We start from the raw sequence: 24,082 nt of genomic DNA, 5'->3' as shown, positions 1-24,082 counted from the left end.
CCCCCCTACCAATTCTTTTTTATGGTATAATTTGAAGGATAAGCTCATCTAGTCTAGTCATCAGCATAGACTTTCACATTCAGATCTCCCTTAACATCAATACTCGCCCGATACATTCCAGAGCTATTCATAGCAAAACAAATATCACCAAACGCATCAATAGCAATTAAACCACCCTCTCCACCTATTGTTTTTAAATCACCTTGAATAATTGTTTTACTTGCTGTATGCACATCCTCTCCCAAATAGCGCATCCTCGCTGCAACATCACCTGCAACCATTTTTCGAATGAAAATCTCTCCCATCCCAGTCGCAGAAACTGCCACATTACCATTTTCAGCAACAGTACCACTACCAATCAATGCAGAGTCACCAACTCGACCATACTTTTTATTAGCTACTCCGCCCGTACTTGTCGCAGCAGCAAGATTTCCATTTTGGTCTAAGGCAACAGCTCCAACTGTGCCATACTTATTATCGTCTGGATATTCACACTCAGAAAACGTAAATAATCCCTTCTCCTTTAAGTATTGCAATTGCTTATGTCGACGTTCAGTATGGAAATATTCTTCCTCGGTATATTTATAATTATTCTCAAAAGCAAATTCTTCGGCTCCCTCTCCAATAAGCAACACGTGATCACTATTTTGCATTACGTCCTTGGCCAACATAACAGGATTTTTAATATGACGTACTCCCGCTACTGCTCCAGCAGTCATCGCCTTGCCACACATAACAGAAGCATCCATTTCAACAGTTGCCTTATTAGTCAACACAGACCCTTTTCCAGCATTAAAATTCGATGAATCCTCTAGAACTTTTACTGCTTCGACAACTGCATTTAAAGAGTTTCCACCCATTTTTAAAATTGAGTGTCCAGCTAACACTGATTTTTTAAGATCCTCCAGTATGAATAATTTAAGCTCTTCGCTCATTTGATGCTTTAAAATAGTGCCAGCACCACCATGAATTGCTATAGCAAATGGTTGAGGCATAATCTATCCTTTTAAACTACTAACTAAATTGATGAGGTAAAAACTGGATCAAAGGTATAACAATTAACAAAAAATAAATAGCTAAACAATCTAAGAAAAACTCGGTCATTATCTTCTTAAAATCTCAAGACTACAATACACGAAAACAAAATGGCTATACTGAACTCTATCATTGTGATCACAGCATATATTTAAAGTTAAAAACACTCCAACTTGATACTAAATCAAACTATTATTTCAAAAAATTATCAGAATTCTAAATTCATAACATAAAGAAAAATCTGCCGAACTAAATATATAGAGTTAAATATTAGAGAATCGAAAACGCATACATCCTCTTTTTTTAAGCATTAAAATTTTAGCGAAGCCTGATTACGTACTGGATTTGCGTAACTATCAAGTAAATACTTATGTGCCTCTTTCGGTAAAACTTCTAACTTTTTTTTGAGCTTCAAACGTACACTTTCCTCAATACCTTCTTCGTGGCCTGCTGCCAATTGATTCATAGGAAAAATTTTGTAGATATTGTGTACCTGACGATCAATTTCAAATGCTAACTCATCGGGAGTCTCAAAGTCCTGAGCAATTACATCACCAAACGAAACATGCACTCTTCCCTTATCTCCAACGATTCCCTGAACAATACTCTCAATATCCTCCGACTCGCCTTTTTCATAACTTCCATTTCTCTCTCTTTTATGCAACTCAGATGCTTTTGAAATATCGCATGGATCATTTTCATATGAAATAGCTACCGGAACAATACGAAGTGACCTGATATAATCACGAAAACTGACCTTGAGTCTACGACCTTCAACATAAAACATCTTTAATATAGCAGGGTCAGTAAAATCATTACCGTCTTTTGCACGACCTTCCCTTTGTGCAATCCAAATTGAGTTGCCAGTGTCAAGTGAGTGCTTAATGTAACCAGATAAAGTACTGAGTGCTCTCATCATTTCACGCGGAGCTTTCACGGAACGTTTAACAATGAAACTTTTATTTAACTTCATTAGCTCAACAGCACAGGGCTTTTTTAGAAGATTGTCACCAACCGCAATACGGACTGTATTATGTTTTGATTGATGGAGAACATAATTCACCAAAGCAGGATCCATCGCAATATCACGATGGTTAGACACAAACAAATATGCCACGTTTCGATCAAGCTTATCTAAACCAGTGAATGTTACGCCGTCAGTAGTAGATTCTAACATTCTGACCAAATGTTTCTTAACCTCCATCTGAACAGCCTTAACCGATGTGAGTTTTGCCCATTTAAACTTTAAATAAAACCTTAAAAGCGGAATAGCAACCACTTTAAACCGGATGACATAATTTGAAAAACGATGCTGAAGAATTGCATAAATAAACTCCTTGTCATTAAGTAATCTATTAACAGCAGAAGGAATCTCTTCATCACTATATGGACTAATTTCTAAATAACGAAAACTATCATTACTCATTTTCTTACTACAATTAACATTCAACTAAAACTTAACCGGTTTGACGTACGATATTTAAGCGTAAAACACTGCGCCAAAAGGGAAATTCAGTCTGCTGAAATTTCGCTTCAAGTACGGACTCGATACTCTACTTAATTTAAATGCATTGTCAATGTAAAATAACATTGACTAAGATTACCCATGATATGGACAAGAATTTGATCTCTGCTTTAAATAATAGCTCTAAGGTACAAATTTAAGATACAGAATTTTAACAAATTATTAGTTGTTCTGTTTCTCTTGGTTATTTCTGCTAAAATATTTTGTTTATTATAAATAAAAAAATCAAGAAAACATCTTAGATTTCTAGCACTGGAGTCCCATCATTTTTTTATATTTTGCAATTGATTTTTCAAACCACACTTTTTCTTCTTCGTCTACAACCTTCGCAATTTGATCAACAATTTCCTCGGGATGTATCTTAGTTTCTAAAAGTTGCCAAACTAAAAATGAAGCCTGTTTGTCTAATTCTATCTTTTTTTTCTCATTTTCTGGCAATAACGAGAGGTTAAATGACATTATATTCTAGAATGTATAGTAGAGATTTATGCTCAACATTATAACAGCAAAAAAAAGCATTTAAAATACACTAAGCCATAATCGTAAAACAGTTCATAAATCAGCATCAAACCCATCTTCCTATAAACCATGTTGCCATATAGCAGCTTCCTACAACTTGAACTTAAAGATAAAACATTAGATAATTATCACCGTTTCATGATGTATATCTGCTATATATAACGAACGTAGATAAAATTAGGGGGGAGAGAATCATGAATGGAGTGAAGGTGCCACTGTCTTTTTCTGATGCAGCGGCGATGCGTGTAAGAACTTTGATAACTGAAGAAAAAAATTCAGCCTTAAAACTGAGGGTTTACATTACCGGTGGAGGTTGTGGTGGTTTTCAGTACGGTTTTACTTTTGATGAAAACATCAATAAAGACGATACTACAATTAAAAACGGCGATATGACTTTAATTGTTGATCCCATGAGTTTACAGTACTTAGTTGGCGGTATCGTTGATTATACAGAAGGATTAAAAGGTTCTTACTTTTTTATCAAAAACCCCAACGCTGTGACGACTTGTGGATGCGGTGCATCATTCAGTGTTTAGTGTTTCTAGACTCAAAAAAAATTAGTTATAGTTCCAAGTGGCTTGAAATACAGTATAGCTCTGAAATATCTTTAAAAATCGATATTAAATAAACAAGGTCTACCAGGGAAGTTTATCCCAATGTTGAAAACATAGTACTCACTCTTTAATCATCAAACTATGCCTGCTCTACGCTTCATTGCTTGACAAAATAAAACTAAAGACAAGTCTACAATGGTTCTCGGAAAATTTAGATAATAGTGATTATAAATACATCGGTGATACCTTACAGTTTTTCTTGAACTGCATTTGCTAAGGAACATAATGATAAGATAAGTAAGGCTATTCATCCTAGATGAGATTATATCATGATGTTTACGATTTTATCGTTGAAAATACTTGAACTTTATGCAACCGTTAGATAAAACATAGCATTCATTATGGTAATCAATTAAGGAATAACTATGCAAATTGGGGTACCTAAAGAAATACTCGCTGATGAAACACGAGTTGCTGCTTCTCCGAAATCGGTTGAGCAACTTATTAAATTAGGCTTCACTGTTTCAGTAGAATCAAAAGCTGGAAAACTCTCAAGTTTTGACGATGTTGCGTACAAAATTTCAGGTGCAAAAATTGTGACAGTAGAGGAGGTTTGGAACTCAGACATCATCCTAAAGGTAAACCCTCCTATTGTAGATGAGAAAACGCAAGTAGATGAGGCGAAACTTCTCAAAGAAGGTGCCAATCTGATAAGTTTTATTTGGCCTACGCAAAATCCTGAATTAATAGCATGCTTATCTAGAAAAAACATTAATGTTATGGCGATGGATGAAGTACCAAGAATATCTCGAGCGCAGGGATTAGACGCATTATCTTCGATGTCAAACATTGCAGGCTATCGTGCAGTGCTAGAGGCTGCTAGTGAATTTGGACGCTTCTTTGGAGGACAAATGACAGCAGCAGGTAAAATTCCACCGGCAAAAGTATTTGTTATTGGTGCCGGTGTCGCAGGTCTGTCCGCTATTTGTTCCGCCACAAATCTTGGAGCAATTGTACGGGCATTCGATGTTCGTCCTGAAGTCAAAGAACAGGTGAAATCACTAGGTGCTGATTTTTTAGAAATCGATTTCCAAGAAAATACAACAACCGAGGATGGATATGCGAAAGAAACGTCTGAGGAATTTAATAAAAAAGCTAAAGAGCTATACTCAACTCAATCTAAAGAGGCAGACGTTATTATTACGACAGCATTAATACCAGGAAAAATCGCACCAAAGCTTATAAGCAAAAGTATGGTAGATAATATGCGTTCAGGCTCTGTTATTGTCGATCTTGCCGCTGCTAATGGTGGCAATTGTGCCTATACAGTTTCTAATAAAATAATTAAAACGCCTAATGGAGTCAAAGTTATCGGCTATACCAATATGGTTGGCCGCTTGCCAACCCAAGCATCTCAACTTTATGCCACGAACATCGCCAATCTTCTAAAACTATTATGCAAAGAGCAAAACGGCACGATAGAAATTGATTTCAAGGATGTCGTTCTACGCAGCATGACTGTAATAAAAGATGGAAAAGTAACCTGGCCAGCACCTACAGTTCAAGTATCACAACAATCTCAAAAAGTTTCAACCTCAACGAGTACAAAGCAAAAAAAAGTGATACGCTCCTCCTTTCCACTCAAAAAGCTAGCACTATTGACGATTGCTATTACGGCAACACTTACAATAGGATCTATCGCTCCAGCATCCTTCTTAGGACGCATCACCATATTTATGCTTGCTTGCATCGTAGGCTACTACGTCGTCTGGGATGTAACTCATGCACTACATACACCATTGATGTCCGTAACTAATGCAATTTCTGGTATTATAGTTCTCGGTGCATTACTACAAATAGGCCAAGGGAACAGCATCACAACCCTATTGTCGTTTATCGCCATTCTAATTGCGAGTATTAATATATTTGGTGGGTTTACTGTAACCAAACGTATGCTTGAAATGTTCCGTAAAAACTGAAGGAGAGTTATGATATGTCTGCAGGATTAGTACAAGCAGCTTACATCGTTGCTGCTGTGTTCTTTGTTATAAGCTTAGCTGGTTTATCTAAGCAAGAATCAGCACGTTCAGCCAATTACTATGGTATTGCTGGTATGGCAATAGCTTTAATAGCTACTATATTTTCTCCTCAATCTCAGGATGTTATTTGGATTGTTTTAGCTATGAGTATCGGTGGCAGTATTGGTGTCCGTTATACCAGAAAAGTTGAAATGGCTAAAATGCCCGAGCTCGTCGCTATTTTACATAGTTTTGTAGGAATGGCAGCAGTGTTAGTTGGTTATAATAGTTATATCGATTTACCCCAAAATATTAGTCATTCTGAGCACACTATTCACTTAATTGAAGTATTTATAGGGATCTTTATCGGAGCAGTTACTTTCACAGGTTCAGTAGTTGCATTTTGCAAACTTCAAGGTACTCTCTCCTCTTTACCCCTATCTATTCGACATAAACATAAATGGAATTGCGCTGCGTTAATTATTTCCATGTTTTTACTATTCCATTTCTTAGAAAGAAATGGAAGCATGATCTCATTGGGAATAATGACTTTAATCGCGTTTTTATTTGGCTATCACTTAGTAGCTTCAATCGGCGGTGCTGACATGCCAGTTGTTGTTTCGATGCTGAACTCATATTCAGGTTGGGCAGCAGCAGCAACAGGCTTTATGCTAGCGAACGATCTACTGATTATAACTGGTGCCCTAGTCGGTTCTTCAGGCGCAATTCTTTCTTATATTATGTGCAAGGCGATGAATCGTTCGTTTATCAATGTCCTCATCGGTGGTTTAGAACAAAAAACTAGAGCTAGTACTAGCTCTGAAAAGCAAGGAGAATACTATGAAATAAACGCTAAAGAAGTAGCGGAAATACTCAAAAGTTCCAAATCAATAATTATAACGCCTGGATATGGTATGGCAGTAGCTCAAGCTCAATATCTAATATATGAAATTACTGAAAAGTTACAAGCTAGAGGTGTTAACATACGCTTTGCTATTCACCCTGTAGCTGGAAGATTGCCTGGGCACATGAATGTTCTTCTAGCAGAAGCAAAACTTCCTTATAATATCATTCTAGAAATGGATGAAATAAATTCAGATTTTAGCAAAACAGATGTCGTTTTAGTTGTTGGTGCCAACGATATAGTTAATCCAGCTGCCCTCGAAAATCCCGATAGTCCAATAGCAGGCATGCCTGTTTTAGAAGTATGGAATGCTAAAAATGTTATCGTATTTAAACGTTCTATGAATACAGGCTATGCAGGGATACAAAACCCGCTTTTTTTTAAGAAAAATACACAAATGCTCTTCGGTGATGCAAAAGATAATGTAGAAATAATATCTAAAGCCCTTTAAATAGAAATCAAAAGCCCCTCCTCTTTTTTTTTGAGGGGGCTCTTTCTTGGTCTTATGATGGAAATCTTAATAATCAAAAACTATTTCTTCAACCTCCCTCATGACTATCTTAGTTAATTTTGTAAAACACCATAAATAATCAATCCTAATTCTTTATATTTATAGTGTCACCAGATACTAAATCTGTTAAACAAGCAACGCTAAATCTATAATTTCGTTTAAGAACTTTTTTCCCAACTTCATGATGCAAGGCAAAGCATAAAACTTGACTTAGTTGATCTTCACTTTATTTTGACCGAATTTTGAATAATACCAGTAATACATTGCAATCGCTTTTCTAGACGATTTAGTGACTAAAAATGGATAACATGTTTATCTGGCTATGAGGCTATAGTTTAACTCCGCTTCCGTTATCATTCATGTATACTTACCCAAAATCAGATAATCCTTACATACATTTGATATATCTCAGTTTTTCAAAAAAGTAGAGGAAATCACGTTATGAAAACACTCTCTGAAAAAAAAATTCTTTTAGGAATCAGTGGCGGAATAGCTGCATATAAATGTGCAGAATTAGCGCGTCGTTTAATCGAGCGTGGTGCAGATATTCAAATTGTTATGACTAAAGCAGCAAAAGAATTTATTACTCCTCTTACGATGCAAATTACCTCAGGTCACCCTACACTGGAAAATTTGCTTGAAACAAGAGAAGAAGTCTTGATTGGACATATTAAGCTAGCAAAATGGGCTGATTTAATTTTACTTGCTCCTGCTACTGCTAATCTCATTGCGCGTATAACGGCAGGTATTGCCGATGATTTACTTTCTACGTTGATTTTAGCAACCGAAGCACCTATTGCTCTTTCACCAGCAATGAATCAAAAAATGTATCTAAACATAGCAACTCAAAAAAATATCGCTACTCTTAGAAAACGTGGTATACATGTTTGGGGACCGATATCTGGAAAACAGGCTTGTGGTGATAATGGTTTGGGACGCATGTTGGAACCAACGCAACTTGTCGAACTATGCGAAATTTTCTTTCAAAATAAATTCCTTAAAGGTAAATCAGTCTTAATTTCTGCAGGCCCAACCCATGAAGCACTTGATCCCATTCGTTATATCGCTAATCGCAGCTCTGGAAAAATGGGCTACGCGCTAGCACAAGCAGCCAGGTTATTTGGTGCTCAAGTAACTTTGATTAGCGGTCCTGTATCTCTTCACACACCTCATGGCATAACCCGGCTTGATGTTGTAAGCGCTTTAGAAATGTACCAAGCAGTGCTTAAACATGCTGTCAACCATGACGTTTTTATTAGCTGTGCTGCTGTCACCGACTATCGTCCTAACATTATATCAAACCAAAAAATAAAGAAGAACAATAATAAAATTACCGTTAATATGGTAAAAAATCCTGACATTGTAGCTTCAGTAGCGACTTTAACCAAAAATAGACCATTTACTGTTGGTTTTTCCGCAGAAACACAGAATCTCGAGAAATATGCTTGTCGTAAGCTTATTCATAAAAATCTTGATATGATCTGCGCTAATAATGTATCACTTTTAGGACAAGGCTTTAATAGCGATAAAAATAAAGTTACTATTTACAACAGGCAGGGAAAGCAAGATTTACCCCTAGCTCCAAAGGATGAAGTGGCAAGAAATATTCTGCTACATATCAGCGAACACTTATGACAATTAACTTCATCATTGATCCTAATCGTTATGAGGCTGTTAAAGTCGATTCGCTGTTAGTTGCACTAACCGATTAGTTTATGATGTTGTAAATAAAAAGGAAGTGATCATGTCCGGCATAAAAAAATCAAATCGTCGTGAAGAAATCCTCCAAGCTCTAGCGAAAATGCTAGAGTCCAACGAAGGAGCATTTCGCATTACAACAGCAAAACTAGCTAAACAAATTGGTGTGTCAGAAGCTGCATTGTACCGACATTTCGCAAGCAAGGCTCGTATGTTTGAAAGTCTTATCGAGTTTATCGAAGAATCATTAACATCGCGTATTAACCGTATTCTCGAAGATGAAAAAGATACCATGAACCGGATTCGTTTAGTATTGCAACTAATTTTAGTATTTTCAGAACGTAACCCTGGATTAAGTAGAATTCTTTCTGGGCATGCTCTTATGTTTGAAAACGAACATCTACGCGATCGTATCAACCAATTATTCGAACGGATCGAGGCATCTCTAAGACAGATCCTCCGTGAGCGTAGGTTGCGTGAAGGTAAGTCTTTTCCTATCGATGAAGGTATTTTAGCATCCTACCTTCTCGGTCAAGTAGAAGGTCGATTAAATCGTTTTGTACGTTCTGATTTTAAACATCAACCTACTAAAAACTTTGAAGAATATTGGGCGCTCCAAGCACCAAGATATAATGAAAGATACATTAAGCAATAAATATGAATCGAACAAAATTTGATAAACCAAAGTTTTCTATTGAACTCTTGCACCCTAGACACTGGTGGATTTGGATTGGTTTTGGTTTGCTAGCACTAATAGTGAATATCCTTCCATCTTCTATTTTATTAAAGCTTGGAAGAAGTATTGGTACTCTTGGTATTTGCTCAGAAAATGAACGAATCAAGATCGCTAAACGTAATCTTGAACTGACTTTTCCGGATATGTCTGAAAAAAAAGTAAAGCAACTGGTAATAGAGAATTTTAAAAATACTGGCATAGCACTAATTGAAATTGGTATTGCTTGGTTTTGGCCAACATGGCGTTTCAAACGTATTCTCCTTACTAAAGATATCACAAAACTTGAGATGTTAGAGGCTGAAAATAAAGGTGTGCTCCTTTGTTGCGTTCATGCACTAAACTTAGAAATTACAGCGAGAGCATTTAGTACGCTTGGTTTAGCAGGTTATGGTATCTATCGTCCTCATAAAAATCCAGTCTATGAATTTATTCAATATTATGGACGTACTAGGAATGGAAATAAGCTAATTTATAGAACAAATTTAAAAAAAATGATTCGCGTACTTAGAAACGGAAAACGCTTATTTTATCTTCCAGACCAAGATTATGGTCATAATAAATCTGTATTTGTACCATTTTTTGCTGTAAAAGAAGCTTGCACGACTATAGGCCCCAGCATTCTAGCTTATGCGAGTAAGTGTGCAATTGTCTTAGGATCTGGTTTTAGAAATACCGATGGAAAATATGAAATTATTGCTAATAAATCGATAGAAGCCAATTATCCTCAAAAAGATGAAATAGCTGCTGCTGCTTATATGAACAAATATATAGAAGAAATTATTCTACGTGCTCCAGAGCAGTGGATGTGGTTGCATAAGCGATATAAATCTTTGCCAGACAAATCACGTACTAATTCACGTTATCAATAATTTTTACTATTTAAATCTAAATGTATTATTCCACTATTTATGAATAACAATACAAATAACATTGACAAATATCTATATACGCAATCCTTTAAGTATTCTTTCCTACACCCTAAACATTGGATAACTTGGATTGCTGTTTTCTTTGCTATAATTTTAGCTTTTACTCCATCAAAATTACGCGATAAATTAGCAAGAAAATTATCAACAATCATTATTAAAAAAAACAGTAATGTAGTACGTCGATCTCGTATCAATCTAGAGTGTTGTTTTCCAGAAAAAAGTGATAGAGAACGTCAACAAATTCTACAAGAAACATTTGTAAAAGCTACACAATATTTATTAGGCTACTCAGAATTTTTAATACGTTCAACCAAACATAATCAAAGAAGAGGTGTAATAATTGGAGAAGAAAATTTACTTCCTTTGCTTGATTCTGGTAAAAATGTCATCGTTTTTGCGCCACACACATGGTCAGTAGACTATCCAGCTATGATGCTAGCAGCTAAAGGTTATAGGATTGCTACAATTATGAAACCACAACGTAATCCTATCTGCAACTGGCTAATGCATCTTCAACGTATCCAGTACGGTGGCCGTATATTTGCTCGTGATGCTGGGGTAAAGCCTTTTGTTCGCTCCATTAAAGATGGTTACTTAGGTTATTGGTTACCAGATGAGGATTTCGGCTTAAACAACTCCGTATTTGTACCTTTTTTTGCTACTGAAAAAGCAACACTCAGAAGCTTTGGAAAAATGACACGCTTGTCAAAAGCGCAAGTTGTACCTATACTATCTACATACGATGATAAAAGTAGTCGGTATGAAGTGCGTATTCTGCCTGCCATAGCAAATTTTCCAACAGATCATGAAGAACAAGATGCTCGCACAATGAACACAATTATTGAAAATTTGATACATTCTCATCCAGAACATTATATGTGGAATCTGTCATTGCTGAAAACTCGCAGAGATGGTAAAAAAATCTACAATGATTCTTAAACGTACCTGCACTGCTTCCTTAAAGATTTACATAATAGAAATATGAAAACATACTTGAATTTTATCTTCTTCCCATTTAAAACGCAGACTCGAAACTATATACATAGAAAAACCTATTTCTCTTCAGCACTCACGGAATCATTTTCCGAACTACATTCTCAGTAGTTATACTTTTTCTCATTTGGTGTTATCGTGACTAAATTTGTTCTTAACGCATATAATTACAGAGAAATTTAATGATTTATAGCATGACTGCATGCGCATATAAAAAAATTAAGGGTAACTGGGGAACGGCTACGTGGGAGATACGATCCGTTAATCAACGTTACCTCGAAATTCGCTTTCGTATCCCTGAAGAATTTCATAATCTAGAGCCTTCACTTCGTCAGCGCTTTCGCAGAAATCTAGCGCGTGGTAAAATCGAGTGTAGCTTGCACTTTGAAGTAGATCCTGCACTGAAAGAGAAATTCACTATTAATGAATTACTAGCTAAGCAGGTAATCAATACTGCAAATCAGGTAATGAAACTTAGCGGAAAAAAAGTCCGCTTAGATCCGTTCCAAGTCTTAAATTGGCCAGGTGTGATAGAAATACCAAAACGAAATATGGATGACATGAATCAAGAACTACTAAACACGTTTGATGATCTTCTGAATGAATTTATTCAAACACGCGCTCAAGAAGGCAACAATATAGAAGTTCTAATTAAACAACGTTTAATAGCTATTACCGAACAGCTATTTAAAATACGTACTTGTATGCCAAAAATATTAGAATGGCAACGCAAACGTTTGCTTAATAAATTTCAAGAGGTAGAGATCGAATTAGAAAGTACGCGTGCAGAGCAGGAACTACTTCTTCTTGCACAAAAATCTGATGTTTCAGAAGAGCTGGATCGTCTAGATTTTCATGTAGAAGAGACTAATAACATTATTAAGAAAGGCGGCGTAGTAGGTCGTCGCCTAGACTTTATGATGCAAGAATTTAACCGAGAATCCAACACATTAGCTTCTAAATCTATCAGCACTGACGTTACGTCTTCTAGCATAACACTGAAAGTGCTCATAGAACAAATACGAGAGCAAATTCAAAACATAGAATAAATTCTAGGTTTTTCCTGAAGGATTGATCGACGTTTCATCGGATTTGGTTCTTTTAAAATTATGTACTCTATTCGATACTATTTTTAGATAAATCCGGATTATAAGGCATTCCTGAAAGTTGTGAATAACTAAAACTCTCTCTAATTATTAACAGAAAAACGGATAAAAAGACAACATTAAGCTTAATTTGTTATAAAATGGCTAAGATTTTATTTGTAAGCACTTAATAACCTTAAACTCAAATATTACCTTTAATTTGAATCTGAGTCATTACACACATCGACTTTTACTCCAATCAAAATTAGGAGCATACAGATGAGCAAAGGGACACCGTATATTATATCTGCTCCTAGTGGTGCAGGAAAATCCAGTTTAATTTCAGCAATATTAAAAAATTCAACTCACACAATGAAAGTGTCTATCTCTTACACAACTCGTTCTATACGTCCAGGTGAAAAAAATGGTGTACACTACCATTTTGTGTCCAAAAAATGTTTTGAAAATTTAATAAACCATAACGAATTTTTAGAATATGTAAAAGTGTTTGATAACTACTATGGTACATCACGTTCCTGGATTGAAGAAAATCTCAATAAAGGCATCGATATACTCTTAGATATTGACTGGCAAGGAGCTCGTCAAATTCGTAAACAAATTCCTTCGGCGCGAAGTTTGTTCATTTTGCCAACTTCAAACTACGAATTAAAACAACGTTTAGAGAATCGTGCTCAGGATGATAAAAATGTTATTGCTAAACGCATGGCTGAAGCAAAATCCGAAATTTCTCACTACAAAGAATATGACTATATCATCTTAAACGATGACTTTAACTCTGCTTTAGCAGACTTTAAGTCAATAATCCATTCAGAAAAATTAAGACAACATAAGCAGGCAAAAAAATACAGCAACATACTCAATGCGCTTCTGAAAAAATAAATTTATTCATAATGCTGAGTAATTATTGTAGTATATTAAACACCTACATTGTATACTGAATACATTGTACTGAATTTTATTTAATTATCTGGAGTTCTTATGGCACGCGTAACTGTTCAAGACGCTGTTGAAAAAGTTGGTAACCGTTTTGATCTTGTCCTTATCGCAGCTCGCCGCGCCCGTCAAATGCAAACTGATGGAAAAAATTCACTAGTACCAGAAGAAAATGATAAACCAACGGTCATTGCCCTTAGGGAAATAGAAGAAGGTCTGATTACTAAAGATTTACTCGACGCTCGGGAACGCCAAGAACAGCAAGAACAACAAGCCGCGGAGTTAACAGCAAGCAATAGTGAACGGCGTCCACACTCGTTAACTTTTGGTACTCGACGACAGTTTTTTTTCTAAGTATAGTGTTTTTTGAGTTTCTTAATCTCACAAATGATACAATCTGTTGGCTTATAATTTGCGCCTATTCTACAACCTTAAAGACGTTGCCAAGAAGTATCTAAAGGAACCTCAAGTTGAGGTTTTGTTTCAGTCTTATTTGATGGCGAAAGAGTTTCACAAAGGACAAATTCGCTCAAGTGGTGAGCCCTATATCGTACATCCTGTCGCCGTATCTCGCATACTAGCAGAAATGCGACTTGATGTTGAAACATTGCAGGCTGCTCTTCTTCATGACGTCATCGAAGATTGTAATGTTACTAAAGAAGATTTAAAAGATCAGTTCGGCAACACTGTCGCTGAATTAGTAGATGGCGTATCTAAGCTTGATAAGCTTAAATTCCGAAATCGAAGAGAAGCTCAAGCTGAAAATTTCAGAAAAATGATCCTGGCTATGGTTCAGGATATGCGTGTTATTCTTATTAAGCTCGCCGATCGCACGCATAATATGCGTACATTAGATGCACTTCATCCCGATAAAAAGCGTCGCATTGCACGTGAAACACTCGAAATATACTCCCCCTTAGCCCACCGTCTTGGCATTCACAATATAAAAACTGAGCTTGAAGAATTAGGCTTTAAAACACTTTATCCAGATCGCTATCGCATATTAAAGAAAGTACTCTATTCAGCACGTGGAAATCGTAAAGAAATGATTCAACGGATTCACTTTGAAATCAAAGATCGTTTGAAAAATGTTGGTTTAAAAGCACGTGTATTAGGTCGTGAAAAAAATCTCTTCTCTATCTATAATAAAATGAAAGCAAAAGAACAGCGTTTCCACACTATTATGGACATCTATGCGTTCCGTGTAGTAGTAGAAGACTCCGATACTTGCTACCGAGTGCTAGGTCAAATACATAGTCTGTATAAACCACGTCCAAGTCGTATGAAGGATTACATTGCTGTACCCAAAGCTAATGGATACCAATCTTTACATACTTCTATGGTCGGTCCTCATGGAGTACCTGTCGAAGTACAAATTCGCACGGAAGATATGGAACAAATGGCTGATAAAGGCGTCGCAGCACATTGGTCGTATAAAAATAACAGCAACGATCGTACGAGTACAACAGCTCAAGTGAAGGCTCAACGTTGGATGCAGAGTTTACTTGAACTACAACAAAGTGCAGGAAACTCATTTGAGTTTATTGAAAACTTTAAATCCGATCTATTTCCTGATGAAATCTATGTTTTTACTCCAAAAGGTCTCATTGTTGAATTACCTGCAGGAGCGACTGCTGTAGATTTTGCTTATGCTGTACATACTGATATTGGAAATATGTGTGTTGGAGCTCGCGTTGACCGTAATCCTTATCCACTAAGCAAATCTTTGAAAAATGGTCAAACCATTGAAATTATCAGTGCACCTGGAGCTCGTCCAAATGCAGCATGGTTAAACTACGTTGTAACATCTCGAGCCCGCACTAGAATTCGCCAAATCCTAAAAACAATGCGGCGTGAAGAATCGATCGCTTTAGGCCGTCGCTTGCTTAATCATGCTCTAGGAGAACTTTCACTATCAGATATTAAGGAAAATAATATTCAACATGTCTTAACTAACCTAAAAATAAATAACGCTGAAGATTTATTGGCAGAAATTGGTCTGGGGAAATTAATGAGTATCGTAATTGCTCGCCGTCTTCTTGGCAACGTAGATGAGTCCTCTTCTGAAAGTAAAAACAGAGATAAAAAATTAAAGAAAAAACTCCCTATTCGAGGGGCAGAAGGTATTCTACTAACGTTCGCGAATTGTTGTCATCCAATTCCAGATGATCATATCATTGCTCATGTTTCCCCAGGTCGTGGCCTAGTAGTGCATCGTGAAACTTGTCCAAACGTGCATGGTTACCAAAAAGAACCTGATAAATATATGGCAGTAGAATGGTCGGATGACTATGATAGAGAATTTATCGCTGAACTTAAAGTTGATACGCAAGACCAACGAGGCGTCCTAGCGGAATTAATCAACGTTATCTCTAAAACTGGATCAAATATTCATGGTTTATCAACTGAAGAACGCGATCGTCGTTTATATACCGTAACAGTCTTACTAACAACTAAAAACAGAGTCCACTTTGCTAATATAATGAAGAAAATTCGTGTGATGCCAAACACTCTGAAAGTAAAACGTAAAAAAAACTAAACCTCTTAAAAAAACAAACTACACATGCTACTACAACTATCCGAAATTCCTTTAACTACCCTTTCCGGAATAGGAAAAAAAACAGCACAAAAGTTTGCTAAAATCAGAATTAACAGTGTTCAAGATTTACTATTTCATCTTCCTTTTCGTTATGAAGATCATACGCATATTTATCCAATAAATGAATTATACGTTGGTCTTTACGCTACTTTGCAAGGAAGAGTTATAGATATCAACACTACTTCTCGAAAACGAAAAATGCTAATAGTACAGATTAGTGATGGAAATAGTGCGATTATGCTACGTTTTCTAAATTTTACCACTACACTCAAAAAGAATTTTTCAAAAGGAAAATTAGTTCGCGCTTATGGAAAGATACAACGCAGCTGTGTAGGATTGGAAATCCTCCATCCGGACTACGAATTTCTTACGTCAAAACAAAGACTCAACGATATCAAAAAAAACCTCACTCCTATTTATCCAACTACAAGTGGTCTAAAACAAATTACATTACGTAATTCAACCAGCCAAGCCTTGCTACTTCTCAAAAAATCAGAAATACAAGAACTGCTACCATCTGGCATGTACGCTCAACAAATGACAATAAACCAAGCATTACATATTATTCATAGACCTCCATCTAACCTAAATCTTGATTTATTTAATAAGCATAAACACCCAGCACAAATTCGTTTAATAATTGAAGAATTATTAGCACAAAATTTATCTACTTTATTAATACGCAAAAAAAAGCAAAAAGAGTTAGCGAATCCATTACCAAAAACAAGTACTTTAAAACAAAAATTATTGAAGCTGCTTCCTTTTGAACTAACTAACGCCCAAAAAAGAGTCGTAAAAGAAATAGAAACTGATCTTGTTAAAACAAAGCCTATGATGCGATTAGTACAAGGAGATGTTGGATCAGGAAAAACTCTAGTTGCTGCATTAAGTGCGATACGAGCTATTGAGCATAACTATCAAGTTGCACTAATGGCTCCAACCGAATTACTAGCAGAACAGCATATGCTTAATTTTTCTGGATGGTTTAAAAAAATTGGTCTTCAAGTCAGTTTATTAGTTGGAAGATTAAAAGACAAAGAAAAAAAAAAGCAATTAGCGCGTATTGCCACAGGAGAAATACATATGATTATCGGCACTCACGCACTTTTTCAAAAACATGTAAAATTTCACAACCTAGCACTCGTTGTTATTGACGAACAACACCGATTTGGAGTCCACCAACGTTTAAATTTTTGTAACAAAGGCTTAAAACAACAAATTTATCCCCATCAGCTAACTATGACAGCAACACCTATCCCAAGAACACTAGCTATGACTACTTATGCTGATCTTGAAACTTCTACTATTAATGAACTACCGCCTGGAAGAACAGAAATCCAAACTGTCGTTATTTCCGATAAAAAACGTGATGATATCATAGAACGCGTACATAATGCTTGCTTAAATGAAGGAAAACAAGCCTATTGGGTATGCCCTTTAATCGAAAATAAATCTGAAATATCAGAAATACAATCAGTGACAAATATATCGGAAAAATTAAAAAGAAAACTGCCAAATCTAAAAATTGGTCTTATTTATGGGCGTATGCAAGCTTCTGAGAAACAAAGAATAATGCGCAAATTTCAAGAAAATGAACTCAATCTCTTGGTAGCAACAACTGTTATTGAAGTTGGTGTAGACATACCAAACGCCAGCTTAATGATCATCGAAAATTCAGAGAGACTTGGATTGACGCAACTTCATCAATTACGGGGTCGCATTGGAAGAGGTTCAGTAAAAAGTTACTGCATTTTACTATATCATTCTCCTCTTTATAAAATTGCTCAAAAACGCTTAAGCATAATACGCCAAAATAATGATGGTTTTATCATTGCTCAAAAAGACTTAGAAATTCGAGGTCCAGGTGAATTTTTAGGTACTAAACAAACTGGCTTAGTAGACTTTAAAATCGTAAATTTAATTCGAGATCAAGACTTAATTCCAGAAGTACAAAGAATCGCGCGTTACATGTACAAGAATCGTCCTCAAAACATTACAGCAATAATTGATCGTTGGATAGGTAACCGGAACATTTACTCCAAAGTTTAGATTTTTATCTAACCATAACTATATAAAAAAGAACCAGTCTTAAAACAATAATGCAGATATTGATAATATCAAGGTAGAATTATGATCCGATCAATCGCAATTGTATTTTTTATACTTTTAGCATTTGTATTAATCTGCTACAAAATAGAAAAAAAATTGCAAAAATGGGTAATATTCATACTCATCAGCAGTTTTTTAGCTTATATAGCTTCAATAATGACGATTGAATTAATCCACTAACCGCTATCAATGATAATTCAAAACTCTTAAGAACGCACATATTTCAACGCAACAGACCAGTGTTTAAATATAGGTAGCAAACATTGCGCTGTTTGAAAATAATTGTAAGATGCCCACTGCATAAAAACGAGTTCCATTCTTAAGCGTTCATTTCACTCTCCAATTGACAGTTTCTCGACTTCGGATAGGCACAAGAATGTCTCGGCCAAAAGACATAGTGTCTTCGACAAGCCATTCTTCCTTGATTAATGTAACACTATCTTGGTTACGAGGAACACCATAAAAATCGGCTCCATTGTAGCTTGCAAAAGCCTCAAAATTTCCTAGCTTATCCTCTTTCTCGAATACTTCAGCATAAAGCTCTAATGCTGCATGTGCAGTATATAATCCAGCACATCCAGAACTTGCCTCTTTTTTACTTTTAGCATGAGGAGCAGAATCACTACCTAAAAAAAATTTTTTATCACCACTAGTCGCTGCTTCAATGAGCGCTTTTTGATGTATATCACGTTTAAGCACAGGTGCACAATAGAAATGCGGCTTAATACCACCAACGAGCATATGATTACGGTTGTATAATAGGTGATGAACTGTGATTGTTGACGCAATATTATCACCAGCATTTCTTATAAAAGAAACCGCATCAGCAGTAGTTATATGCTCTAAAACGATTCTTAAATCCGGAAAATTATTTATAATTTTACCTAAAGTATCATGTAAAAACTCTTTTTCGCGATCGAAAATATCGATACTGCACGTTGTGACTTCTCCGTGAATCAGCAGTAACATGCCTACCTCTTGCATAACTCTTAATACGCTATATATATTTTTAATAGAAGTAACTCCTGACTCAGAGTTAGTAGTTGAACCAACTGGATAAAGCTTAGCAGCAACAATGCCAGCTTTTTTCGCTAATCGGATTTCTTTATCGCTACTCTTATCTGTAAGATATAATGCCATCAAGGGCTCAAACCCTAAACATGGCTTTTGTTCCATAATACGAGTACGGTAAGCAAGTGCCATTTGAGTGGTTGTAATAGGTGGACTGAGATTAGGCATGACAAGCGCCCGACCATTGTAGCGACTAATATCGCGAACAGTATCGGCCAAAATTTCACCGTCACGCAGATGCACATGCCAATCATCAGGACGGGTAATTGTAAGCGTTGTCACTAAAAACTCATTTTTTTCAATTTAAGACACAACTAGTAAAGGTCCTGCACGATATGAAGAGTAAAGAAAACTACACTATTTCTAAGATTAATTTTAGATTGTATACTTTAAAACATTTATGCCTATGAAGCAAGAATATGCACGTTTAGTAACAATGGCTACATGGATAGCAGCCACAGCTAGTGCCTTGCTGCTTATAGCAAAGGTGATCACCTGCTGGTTTACGGGGTCAGTGAGCCTACTTGCTTCCACTATTGACTCTCTACTAGATATCACTGCTTCTATTATAAACCTTATTGCAGTTCGTTATTCACTGCAACCTGCTGATAAAGAGCACACCTTTGGTCATGGTAAAGCTGAATCTCTTTCAGCTTTAGCTCAGGCTATGTTTATATCAGGTTCTTCATGTTTTCTAATTTTGAACGGTGTGGAACGCTATTTCCATCCACATAAACTAAACTATCCAGAATACGGTATTTATGTAAGCTTACTTTCAATTATTATTACCTATGCTTTAGTCACTTTCCAGAAATACGTTATCAAACAAACAGGTAGTCAGGCAATCATGGCCGATTCTTTACATTACCAATCCGATTTATATATGAATACCGCTATTGTTCTAGGACTAAGCTTAAGTTACTTAGGTATTGATAGGGCTGATTCTATATTTGCAGTTGTTATTGGTATATTTATTTTACGCAGTGCATTCAGGATAACAATAGAGGCAAGTCAAAACCTACTAGACCGCAAGCTACCGGATGAAGAACTTGAAGAGATTCGCCAAAATTGCCTCTCAACAGCCGGAGTGCTAGGCGTGCATCAGATAAGAACAAGAATGTCGGGACCGATTCGCTTTATCCAATTTCATTTAGAACTACAAGACAAAATCACACTGCTTGATGCCCACAAAATCTCAGATAAAGTGGAAAACAAACTACTCAAAATATTTCCGGAAGCGGACATACTAATTCACCAAGATCCAGTTTCTTCTATAATGCAAGAAAAAACACGAAAGAGAGCAATCGTCACGAAATGACTATTCTCCCTTGTACTTTATAGAAACAGCCAGTCTATCTGGCTGTTTCTATAAACTTGTTAAATCACCTTAATATTCTCAGCCTGAGGTCCTTTTTGCCCTGTAGTAACTACAAATTCAACTCTTTGGCCTTCAACTAAAGTACGAAAACCATCACCAGAGATTGCAGAAAAATGAGCAAACACATCTGGACCATTTTCTTGTTGAATAAAACCGAAACCTTTAGTTTCGTTGAACCATTTTACTGTACCAGTAACTATGTTAGACATAACAAATATCCTAAATATAAAGTTGTTGAGCCAAATTCGGCGCGGATAGCGTGGAAAAGTAGATTGCTATTGCGTACGGACACAACGAGGAAATCCAGAGTAATTCAACGAAATGTATAGTAGACAAAGAACTGCATTTCTAGCTTCTAGCAAGTTTAGTGTATAACTCGATAGAAAGTCAATAACTACTGATGTTAAATTACAAAAAAAACCATATTTTTATCAATTTTAAGCACAATATTTGATTTTTATTGTCCGTTAATCGAGTTTAATGTTAATGAGATAGAGCCAATACAATACTAACTAAGAGAAAATCCTAATACTCAACATAACGAGCAGAGTGCTACTAAATAAAATGGCGCGTCCTGAAGGATTCGAACCTCCGACCGCCTGGTTCGTAGCCAGGTACTCTATCCAACTGAGCTAAGGACGCAAGTTTCTATTGTTTATAATTTAATCAAATGGCGGTGAGAGAGGGATTCGAACCCTCGATACAGCTACAAACTGTACACTCCCTTAGCAGGGGAGCGCCTTCAACCTCTCGGCCATCTCACCACCCTGCGGCAGCACATATTACGATTTATCAAAGATATGTCAAATATTTTCTTAGAAAAAGATTGATTACACACCTAATTATAAATAAAATCTAACACAGTTCTTGTGGCTATATTTCATAATCATTAATTTAGTACAAAATCACTTTGTATTTGACACTACGTCTTATTATTAAAGGCTATTGCTTTTTTCAGATTGAATTCGCATATAAATCTCTTTGCGATGCACAGAGATTTCTCTTGGAGCATCCACACCAATACGTACCTGATTACCTTTCACTTCAAGAACGGTAACCGTTACTTCATCACCAACAACCAAAGTTTCGCCAATACGGCGACTCAAAATTAGCATTCTTTGCTCCTTAAAGTAGCTTTTCTTACGAAGCTACTGTTGATTTATATTTTCGTAAATCGTCTTATCTAATCTTAAATGATCTAGAAACGCGCATTCTCTACCAACTAAGTACTTCATTTCCAGTAAATCGCTAATCATGCAGCATATTTGACACTTTGTCGACATAATTTAATGATGAAATCAATAATAAAAATATTCAACCGTTAGAAATATCAGTATGATCTAAAAAAACAAACCATACGCTTAATAATAGATTTTCAGCACTCTTTACAAGTCAAAACATAAATACAAACATAATAATTCGAAAAATCGATATTCATAAAATAATATTCTAAATTTTTAATGAGTTAAAAGACGTTTCTACGATCTTTCAAAGTACCCAATTCAAATTTCGCCATAAAGTAATTAAATTATACTTGCACCCAATATAAATATTCATTATTCTTTTTATAAGGACTAAGGAATAGACGCGTCCGTAGCTCAGCTGGTCAGAGTACCGCCTTGACATGGCGGGGGTCGGTGATTCAAATTCACTCGGACGCACCATGTTGATTGCAACTTTCTCTTGTAACTTATAAGAAAAAAGATGTTGAAGAACAGTGTTCTTCAGAATTATCAATGATGAATTTTAAATTCAGAGTTCGCTGGCTGGTGATTTTTTGTGATATCTGTTTTCTTTGAATCCAAATAAGCAATGCGTTTTTGCCACATTTTTCGTGTTTCAGCCCTGTTATCTGAAATTAAATTAATATATAAAATCGTTTTATACACGGTTGTGAAAAGAAAAATTTATACAAACCCAACTCGGGTTACTCCAAAATTAATCAGGAACAAACAAAACTATTATAAACCCTGGCTTAATTATCTCCTTCTTATTACATTGTCAGGAATATTTGGCTATGGGCTTTATTTGCTAGAGAATGACCAAGAATTACCAACACCGGTAGTTAAAGATCAAACAAAACCAACAACAGAAGTAATACCACCACTACCAAAAGAAAAGTGGGAATATGTTGAGTCACTTCCAAAGCGTGAAATTAAAGTAAAAGCAAAAGAACAGATTATTTCAAAAATTCCTTATATAATGCAGTGTGGAGCATATAAAACTATACGAGAAGCAAAAGCACGTAAACTTGATATTGCCTTTCAAGGTATTCAAAGCAAAATCCGAAAAGAGAGAGACAGCAGTTGGTATCGTGTCGTACTAGGACCATACGAATTCAAGCGAGATGCTGAAAGAGACAAACATAAATTGCAACGCACCAAAATTGAACCCTGTGCTATATGGAAAGAAAAATAGATGAATGGTTTAATAATTTTTATATGCTGCATCATTAATTTTTAATACGATTACACTAACTCAGCCTCTCTTGGTCAATTTTTTCGGATTATTTGAAATAAATATTTTATATCCATACTCTTGAGACCTTTTTTTAAAAAAGTAACCTTGTTGGAGATCAATTAATGAAACGAGTAGTACTACTTTTAGTAACCAACTTGGCCGTTGTGCTAACTCTTAGTGTCATTTTGAATATTGTATATACGTTGACAGGAATACAATCTGGCAGTCTATCTGGACTCCTCATTATGGCAATAGTATTTGGTTTTGGTGGCGCCTTTATTTCATTGGTAATGTCTAAAAATATAGCACTTCGTTCTGTTTCTGGAACAATTGTCAAAACACCTAAAAATAAAACAGAGTATTGGCTTTTAGAAACAATAAACAAGCAAGCTCAAAAAACTGGTATTGGAATGCCAACAGTTGCAATTTATAACTCTGAAGATATGAATGCATTTGCTACTGGTGCCCAACGTGATAGTTCTTTAATTGCTATCTCAACAGCTCTTTTGAAAAATATGACAAAAGATGAAGCTGAGGCTGTATTAGCACATGAAGTCAGTCATATTGCTAACGGCGACATGGTAACTATGACATTAATGCAGGGAGTAATTAATACATTTGTCATTTTTTTATCTCGTTTTATTGCTAACGCAATTGCATCAAACAACAAAGAAAACAACAATGAACCAAACATGATGGTTTATTTTATCGCCTCTATGGCACTTGAGTTAGTATTTGGCTTGTTAGCGAGTCTCATTACCATGTGGTATAGCCGCTATCGCGAGTATCATGCCGACGCCAACGCAGCTCGCTTAGTTGGCAAAGATAAGATGATCGCCGCACTGGAACGATTGAAAACTAGCCATGAACCCCAACTTGAAGATTCTATGATAGCGTTTGGCATTCATGGAAAACATTCTTTAACCCAGCTCTTAATGAGCCATCCCCCTATACATAAACGCATACATGCACTTCGCAAAAATTTAATTTAACTACTATGTGAA

General features: G+C 35.9%; 21 protein-coding genes and 3 tRNA genes. 16 read left to right on the top strand and 8 right to left on the bottom strand.

Translation table 11 applies throughout. The features are described from left to right. Positions 1-53 precede the first annotated feature (53 nt). The 3 genes from CF67_RS02715 to CF67_RS02705 all read right to left on the bottom strand — a co-directional run bounded on the left by CF67_RS02715 (position 54) and on the right by CF67_RS02705 (position 3,019). Positions 54-995: an isoaspartyl peptidase/L-asparaginase family protein gene (locus tag CF67_RS02715; protein ID WP_034414086.1), complete on the bottom strand. Its 942-nt coding sequence runs from the start codon at positions 993-995 to the stop codon at positions 54-56. 350 nt (positions 996-1,345) lie between these two features. Then, a complete protein-coding gene (locus CF67_RS02710; RefSeq protein ID WP_034414084.1) occupies positions 1,346-2,461 on the bottom strand; it encodes a 1-acyl-sn-glycerol-3-phosphate acyltransferase in 1,116 nt (371 codons plus the stop codon). 345 nt (positions 2,462-2,806) lie between these two features. Further along, positions 2,807-3,019: a DUF3283 family protein gene (locus CF67_RS02705; RefSeq protein ID WP_034414082.1), complete on the bottom strand. Its 213-nt coding sequence runs from the start codon at positions 3,017-3,019 to the stop codon at positions 2,807-2,809. 254 nt (positions 3,020-3,273) lie between these two features. On the opposite strand from CF67_RS02705, the gene erpA reads away from it, so the two are divergent. The 12 genes from erpA to recG all read left to right on the top strand — a co-directional run bounded on the left by erpA (position 3,274) and on the right by recG (position 18,109). Next, positions 3,274-3,615: an iron-sulfur cluster insertion protein ErpA gene (gene erpA, locus CF67_RS02700; RefSeq protein ID WP_034414079.1), complete on the top strand. Its 342-nt coding sequence runs from the start codon at positions 3,274-3,276 to the stop codon at positions 3,613-3,615. Between the two features lie 443 nt (positions 3,616-4,058). Further along, positions 4,059-5,612: a Re/Si-specific NAD(P)(+) transhydrogenase subunit alpha gene (locus tag CF67_RS02695; protein ID WP_034414077.1), complete on the top strand. Its 1,554-nt coding sequence runs from the start codon at positions 4,059-4,061 to the stop codon at positions 5,610-5,612. 14 nt (positions 5,613-5,626) lie between these two features. Beyond that, complete coding sequence (gene pntB, locus CF67_RS02690; RefSeq protein ID WP_034414074.1) at positions 5,627-7,006, top strand: Re/Si-specific NAD(P)(+) transhydrogenase subunit beta; 1,380 nt, start codon at positions 5,627-5,629, stop codon at positions 7,004-7,006. 501 nt (positions 7,007-7,507) lie between these two features. Continuing rightward, positions 7,508-8,701 carry a bifunctional phosphopantothenoylcysteine decarboxylase/phosphopantothenate--cysteine ligase CoaBC gene (coaBC, locus tag CF67_RS02685; protein WP_034414071.1) on the top strand — a complete coding sequence of 398 codons (1,194 nt, stop codon included), beginning with the start codon at positions 7,508-7,510 and terminating at the stop codon, positions 8,699-8,701. 109 nt (positions 8,702-8,810) lie between these two features. Then, complete coding sequence (gene slmA / locus CF67_RS02680) at positions 8,811-9,419, top strand: nucleoid occlusion factor SlmA (protein ID WP_034414070.1); 609 nt, start codon at positions 8,811-8,813, stop codon at positions 9,417-9,419. A 2-nt stretch (positions 9,420-9,421) separates the two neighbouring features. Next, positions 9,422-10,369 carry an LpxL/LpxP family Kdo(2)-lipid IV(A) lauroyl/palmitoleoyl acyltransferase gene (gene lpxL, locus CF67_RS02675; protein WP_034414068.1) on the top strand — a complete coding sequence of 316 codons (948 nt, stop codon included), beginning with the start codon at positions 9,422-9,424 and terminating at the stop codon, positions 10,367-10,369. A gap of 39 nt (positions 10,370-10,408) precedes the next feature. Further along, on the top strand, positions 10,409-11,368 hold the full coding sequence (gene lpxM, locus CF67_RS02670; protein ID WP_034414066.1) for a lauroyl-Kdo(2)-lipid IV(A) myristoyltransferase: 960 nt from the start codon (positions 10,409-10,411) through the stop codon (positions 11,366-11,368). A gap of 236 nt (positions 11,369-11,604) precedes the next feature. Further along, positions 11,605-12,471, top strand: coding sequence for a YicC/YloC family endoribonuclease (locus CF67_RS02665; protein ID WP_034414064.1), 867 nt, complete (start codon positions 11,605-11,607; stop codon positions 12,469-12,471). A 315-nt stretch (positions 12,472-12,786) separates the two neighbouring features. After that, on the top strand, positions 12,787-13,407 hold the full coding sequence (gmk, locus tag CF67_RS02660) for a guanylate kinase (protein WP_034414061.1): 621 nt from the start codon (positions 12,787-12,789) through the stop codon (positions 13,405-13,407). Between the two features lie 99 nt (positions 13,408-13,506). Further along, the gene (rpoZ, locus tag CF67_RS02655; protein ID WP_052538070.1) at positions 13,507-13,815 is read left to right on the top strand and encodes a DNA-directed RNA polymerase subunit omega; all 309 of its coding nucleotides are present in this window, start codon (positions 13,507-13,509) and stop codon (positions 13,813-13,815) included. A gap of 58 nt (positions 13,816-13,873) precedes the next feature. Further along, complete coding sequence (gene spoT / locus CF67_RS02650) at positions 13,874-16,000, top strand: bifunctional GTP diphosphokinase/guanosine-3',5'-bis pyrophosphate 3'-pyrophosphohydrolase (RefSeq protein WP_034414100.1); 2,127 nt, start codon at positions 13,874-13,876, stop codon at positions 15,998-16,000. A gap of 24 nt (positions 16,001-16,024) precedes the next feature. Next, positions 16,025-18,109 carry an ATP-dependent DNA helicase RecG gene (recG, locus tag CF67_RS02645; RefSeq protein ID WP_034414059.1) on the top strand — a complete coding sequence of 695 codons (2,085 nt, stop codon included), beginning with the start codon at positions 16,025-16,027 and terminating at the stop codon, positions 18,107-18,109. A 387-nt stretch (positions 18,110-18,496) separates the two neighbouring features. Here the strand turns inward: recG and pyrC are convergent, their stop codons facing one another. Continuing rightward, complete coding sequence (gene pyrC, locus CF67_RS02640) at positions 18,497-19,522, bottom strand: dihydroorotase (protein WP_034414056.1); 1,026 nt, start codon at positions 19,520-19,522, stop codon at positions 18,497-18,499. 124 nt (positions 19,523-19,646) lie between these two features. On the opposite strand from pyrC, the gene fieF reads away from it, so the two are divergent. After that, a complete protein-coding gene (fieF, locus tag CF67_RS02635) occupies positions 19,647-20,558 on the top strand; it encodes a CDF family cation-efflux transporter FieF (RefSeq protein ID WP_034414097.1) in 912 nt (303 codons plus the stop codon). A 59-nt stretch (positions 20,559-20,617) separates the two neighbouring features. On the opposite strand, the gene CF67_RS02630 is transcribed toward fieF, so the two are convergent. The 4 genes from CF67_RS02630 to csrA all read right to left on the bottom strand — a co-directional run bounded on the left by CF67_RS02630 (position 20,618) and on the right by csrA (position 21,733). Further along, positions 20,618-20,827, bottom strand: coding sequence for a cold-shock protein (locus tag CF67_RS02630; protein WP_034414054.1), 210 nt, complete (start codon positions 20,825-20,827; stop codon positions 20,618-20,620). Positions 20,828-21,183: 356 nt separating this feature from the next. Beyond that, positions 21,184-21,260, bottom strand: a tRNA-Arg gene (locus CF67_RS02625). A 29-nt stretch (positions 21,261-21,289) separates the two neighbouring features. Further along, positions 21,290-21,382: transfer RNA gene (locus CF67_RS02620), tRNA-Ser, on the bottom strand. A gap of 171 nt (positions 21,383-21,553) precedes the next feature. Further along, positions 21,554-21,733 carry a carbon storage regulator CsrA gene (gene csrA / locus CF67_RS02615; RefSeq protein ID WP_034414051.1) on the bottom strand — a complete coding sequence of 60 codons (180 nt, stop codon included), beginning with the start codon at positions 21,731-21,733 and terminating at the stop codon, positions 21,554-21,556. A 472-nt stretch (positions 21,734-22,205) separates the two neighbouring features. Between csrA and CF67_RS02610 the strand changes: the two genes are divergently transcribed. The 3 genes from CF67_RS02610 (at position 22,206) to htpX (ending at position 24,070) form a co-directional block, all read left to right on the top strand. Then, positions 22,206-22,282, top strand: a tRNA-Val gene (locus CF67_RS02610). Between the two features lie 229 nt (positions 22,283-22,511). Then, complete coding sequence (locus CF67_RS02605) at positions 22,512-23,036, top strand: SPOR domain-containing protein (RefSeq protein ID WP_420887589.1); 525 nt, start codon at positions 22,512-22,514, stop codon at positions 23,034-23,036. Between the two features lie 164 nt (positions 23,037-23,200). Next, positions 23,201-24,070 carry a protease HtpX gene (gene htpX, locus CF67_RS02600; RefSeq protein WP_034414048.1) on the top strand — a complete coding sequence of 290 codons (870 nt, stop codon included), beginning with the start codon at positions 23,201-23,203 and terminating at the stop codon, positions 24,068-24,070. Positions 24,071-24,082 lie beyond the last annotated feature (12 nt).

Source organism: Candidatus Photodesmus blepharonis (assembly GCF_000731795.2).
In the GTDB taxonomy this organism is placed as follows: Bacteria; Pseudomonadota; Gammaproteobacteria; order Enterobacterales; family Vibrionaceae; genus Vibrio; species Vibrio blepharonis.
This window is presented reverse-complemented; position numbering and strand designations above follow the sequence as displayed.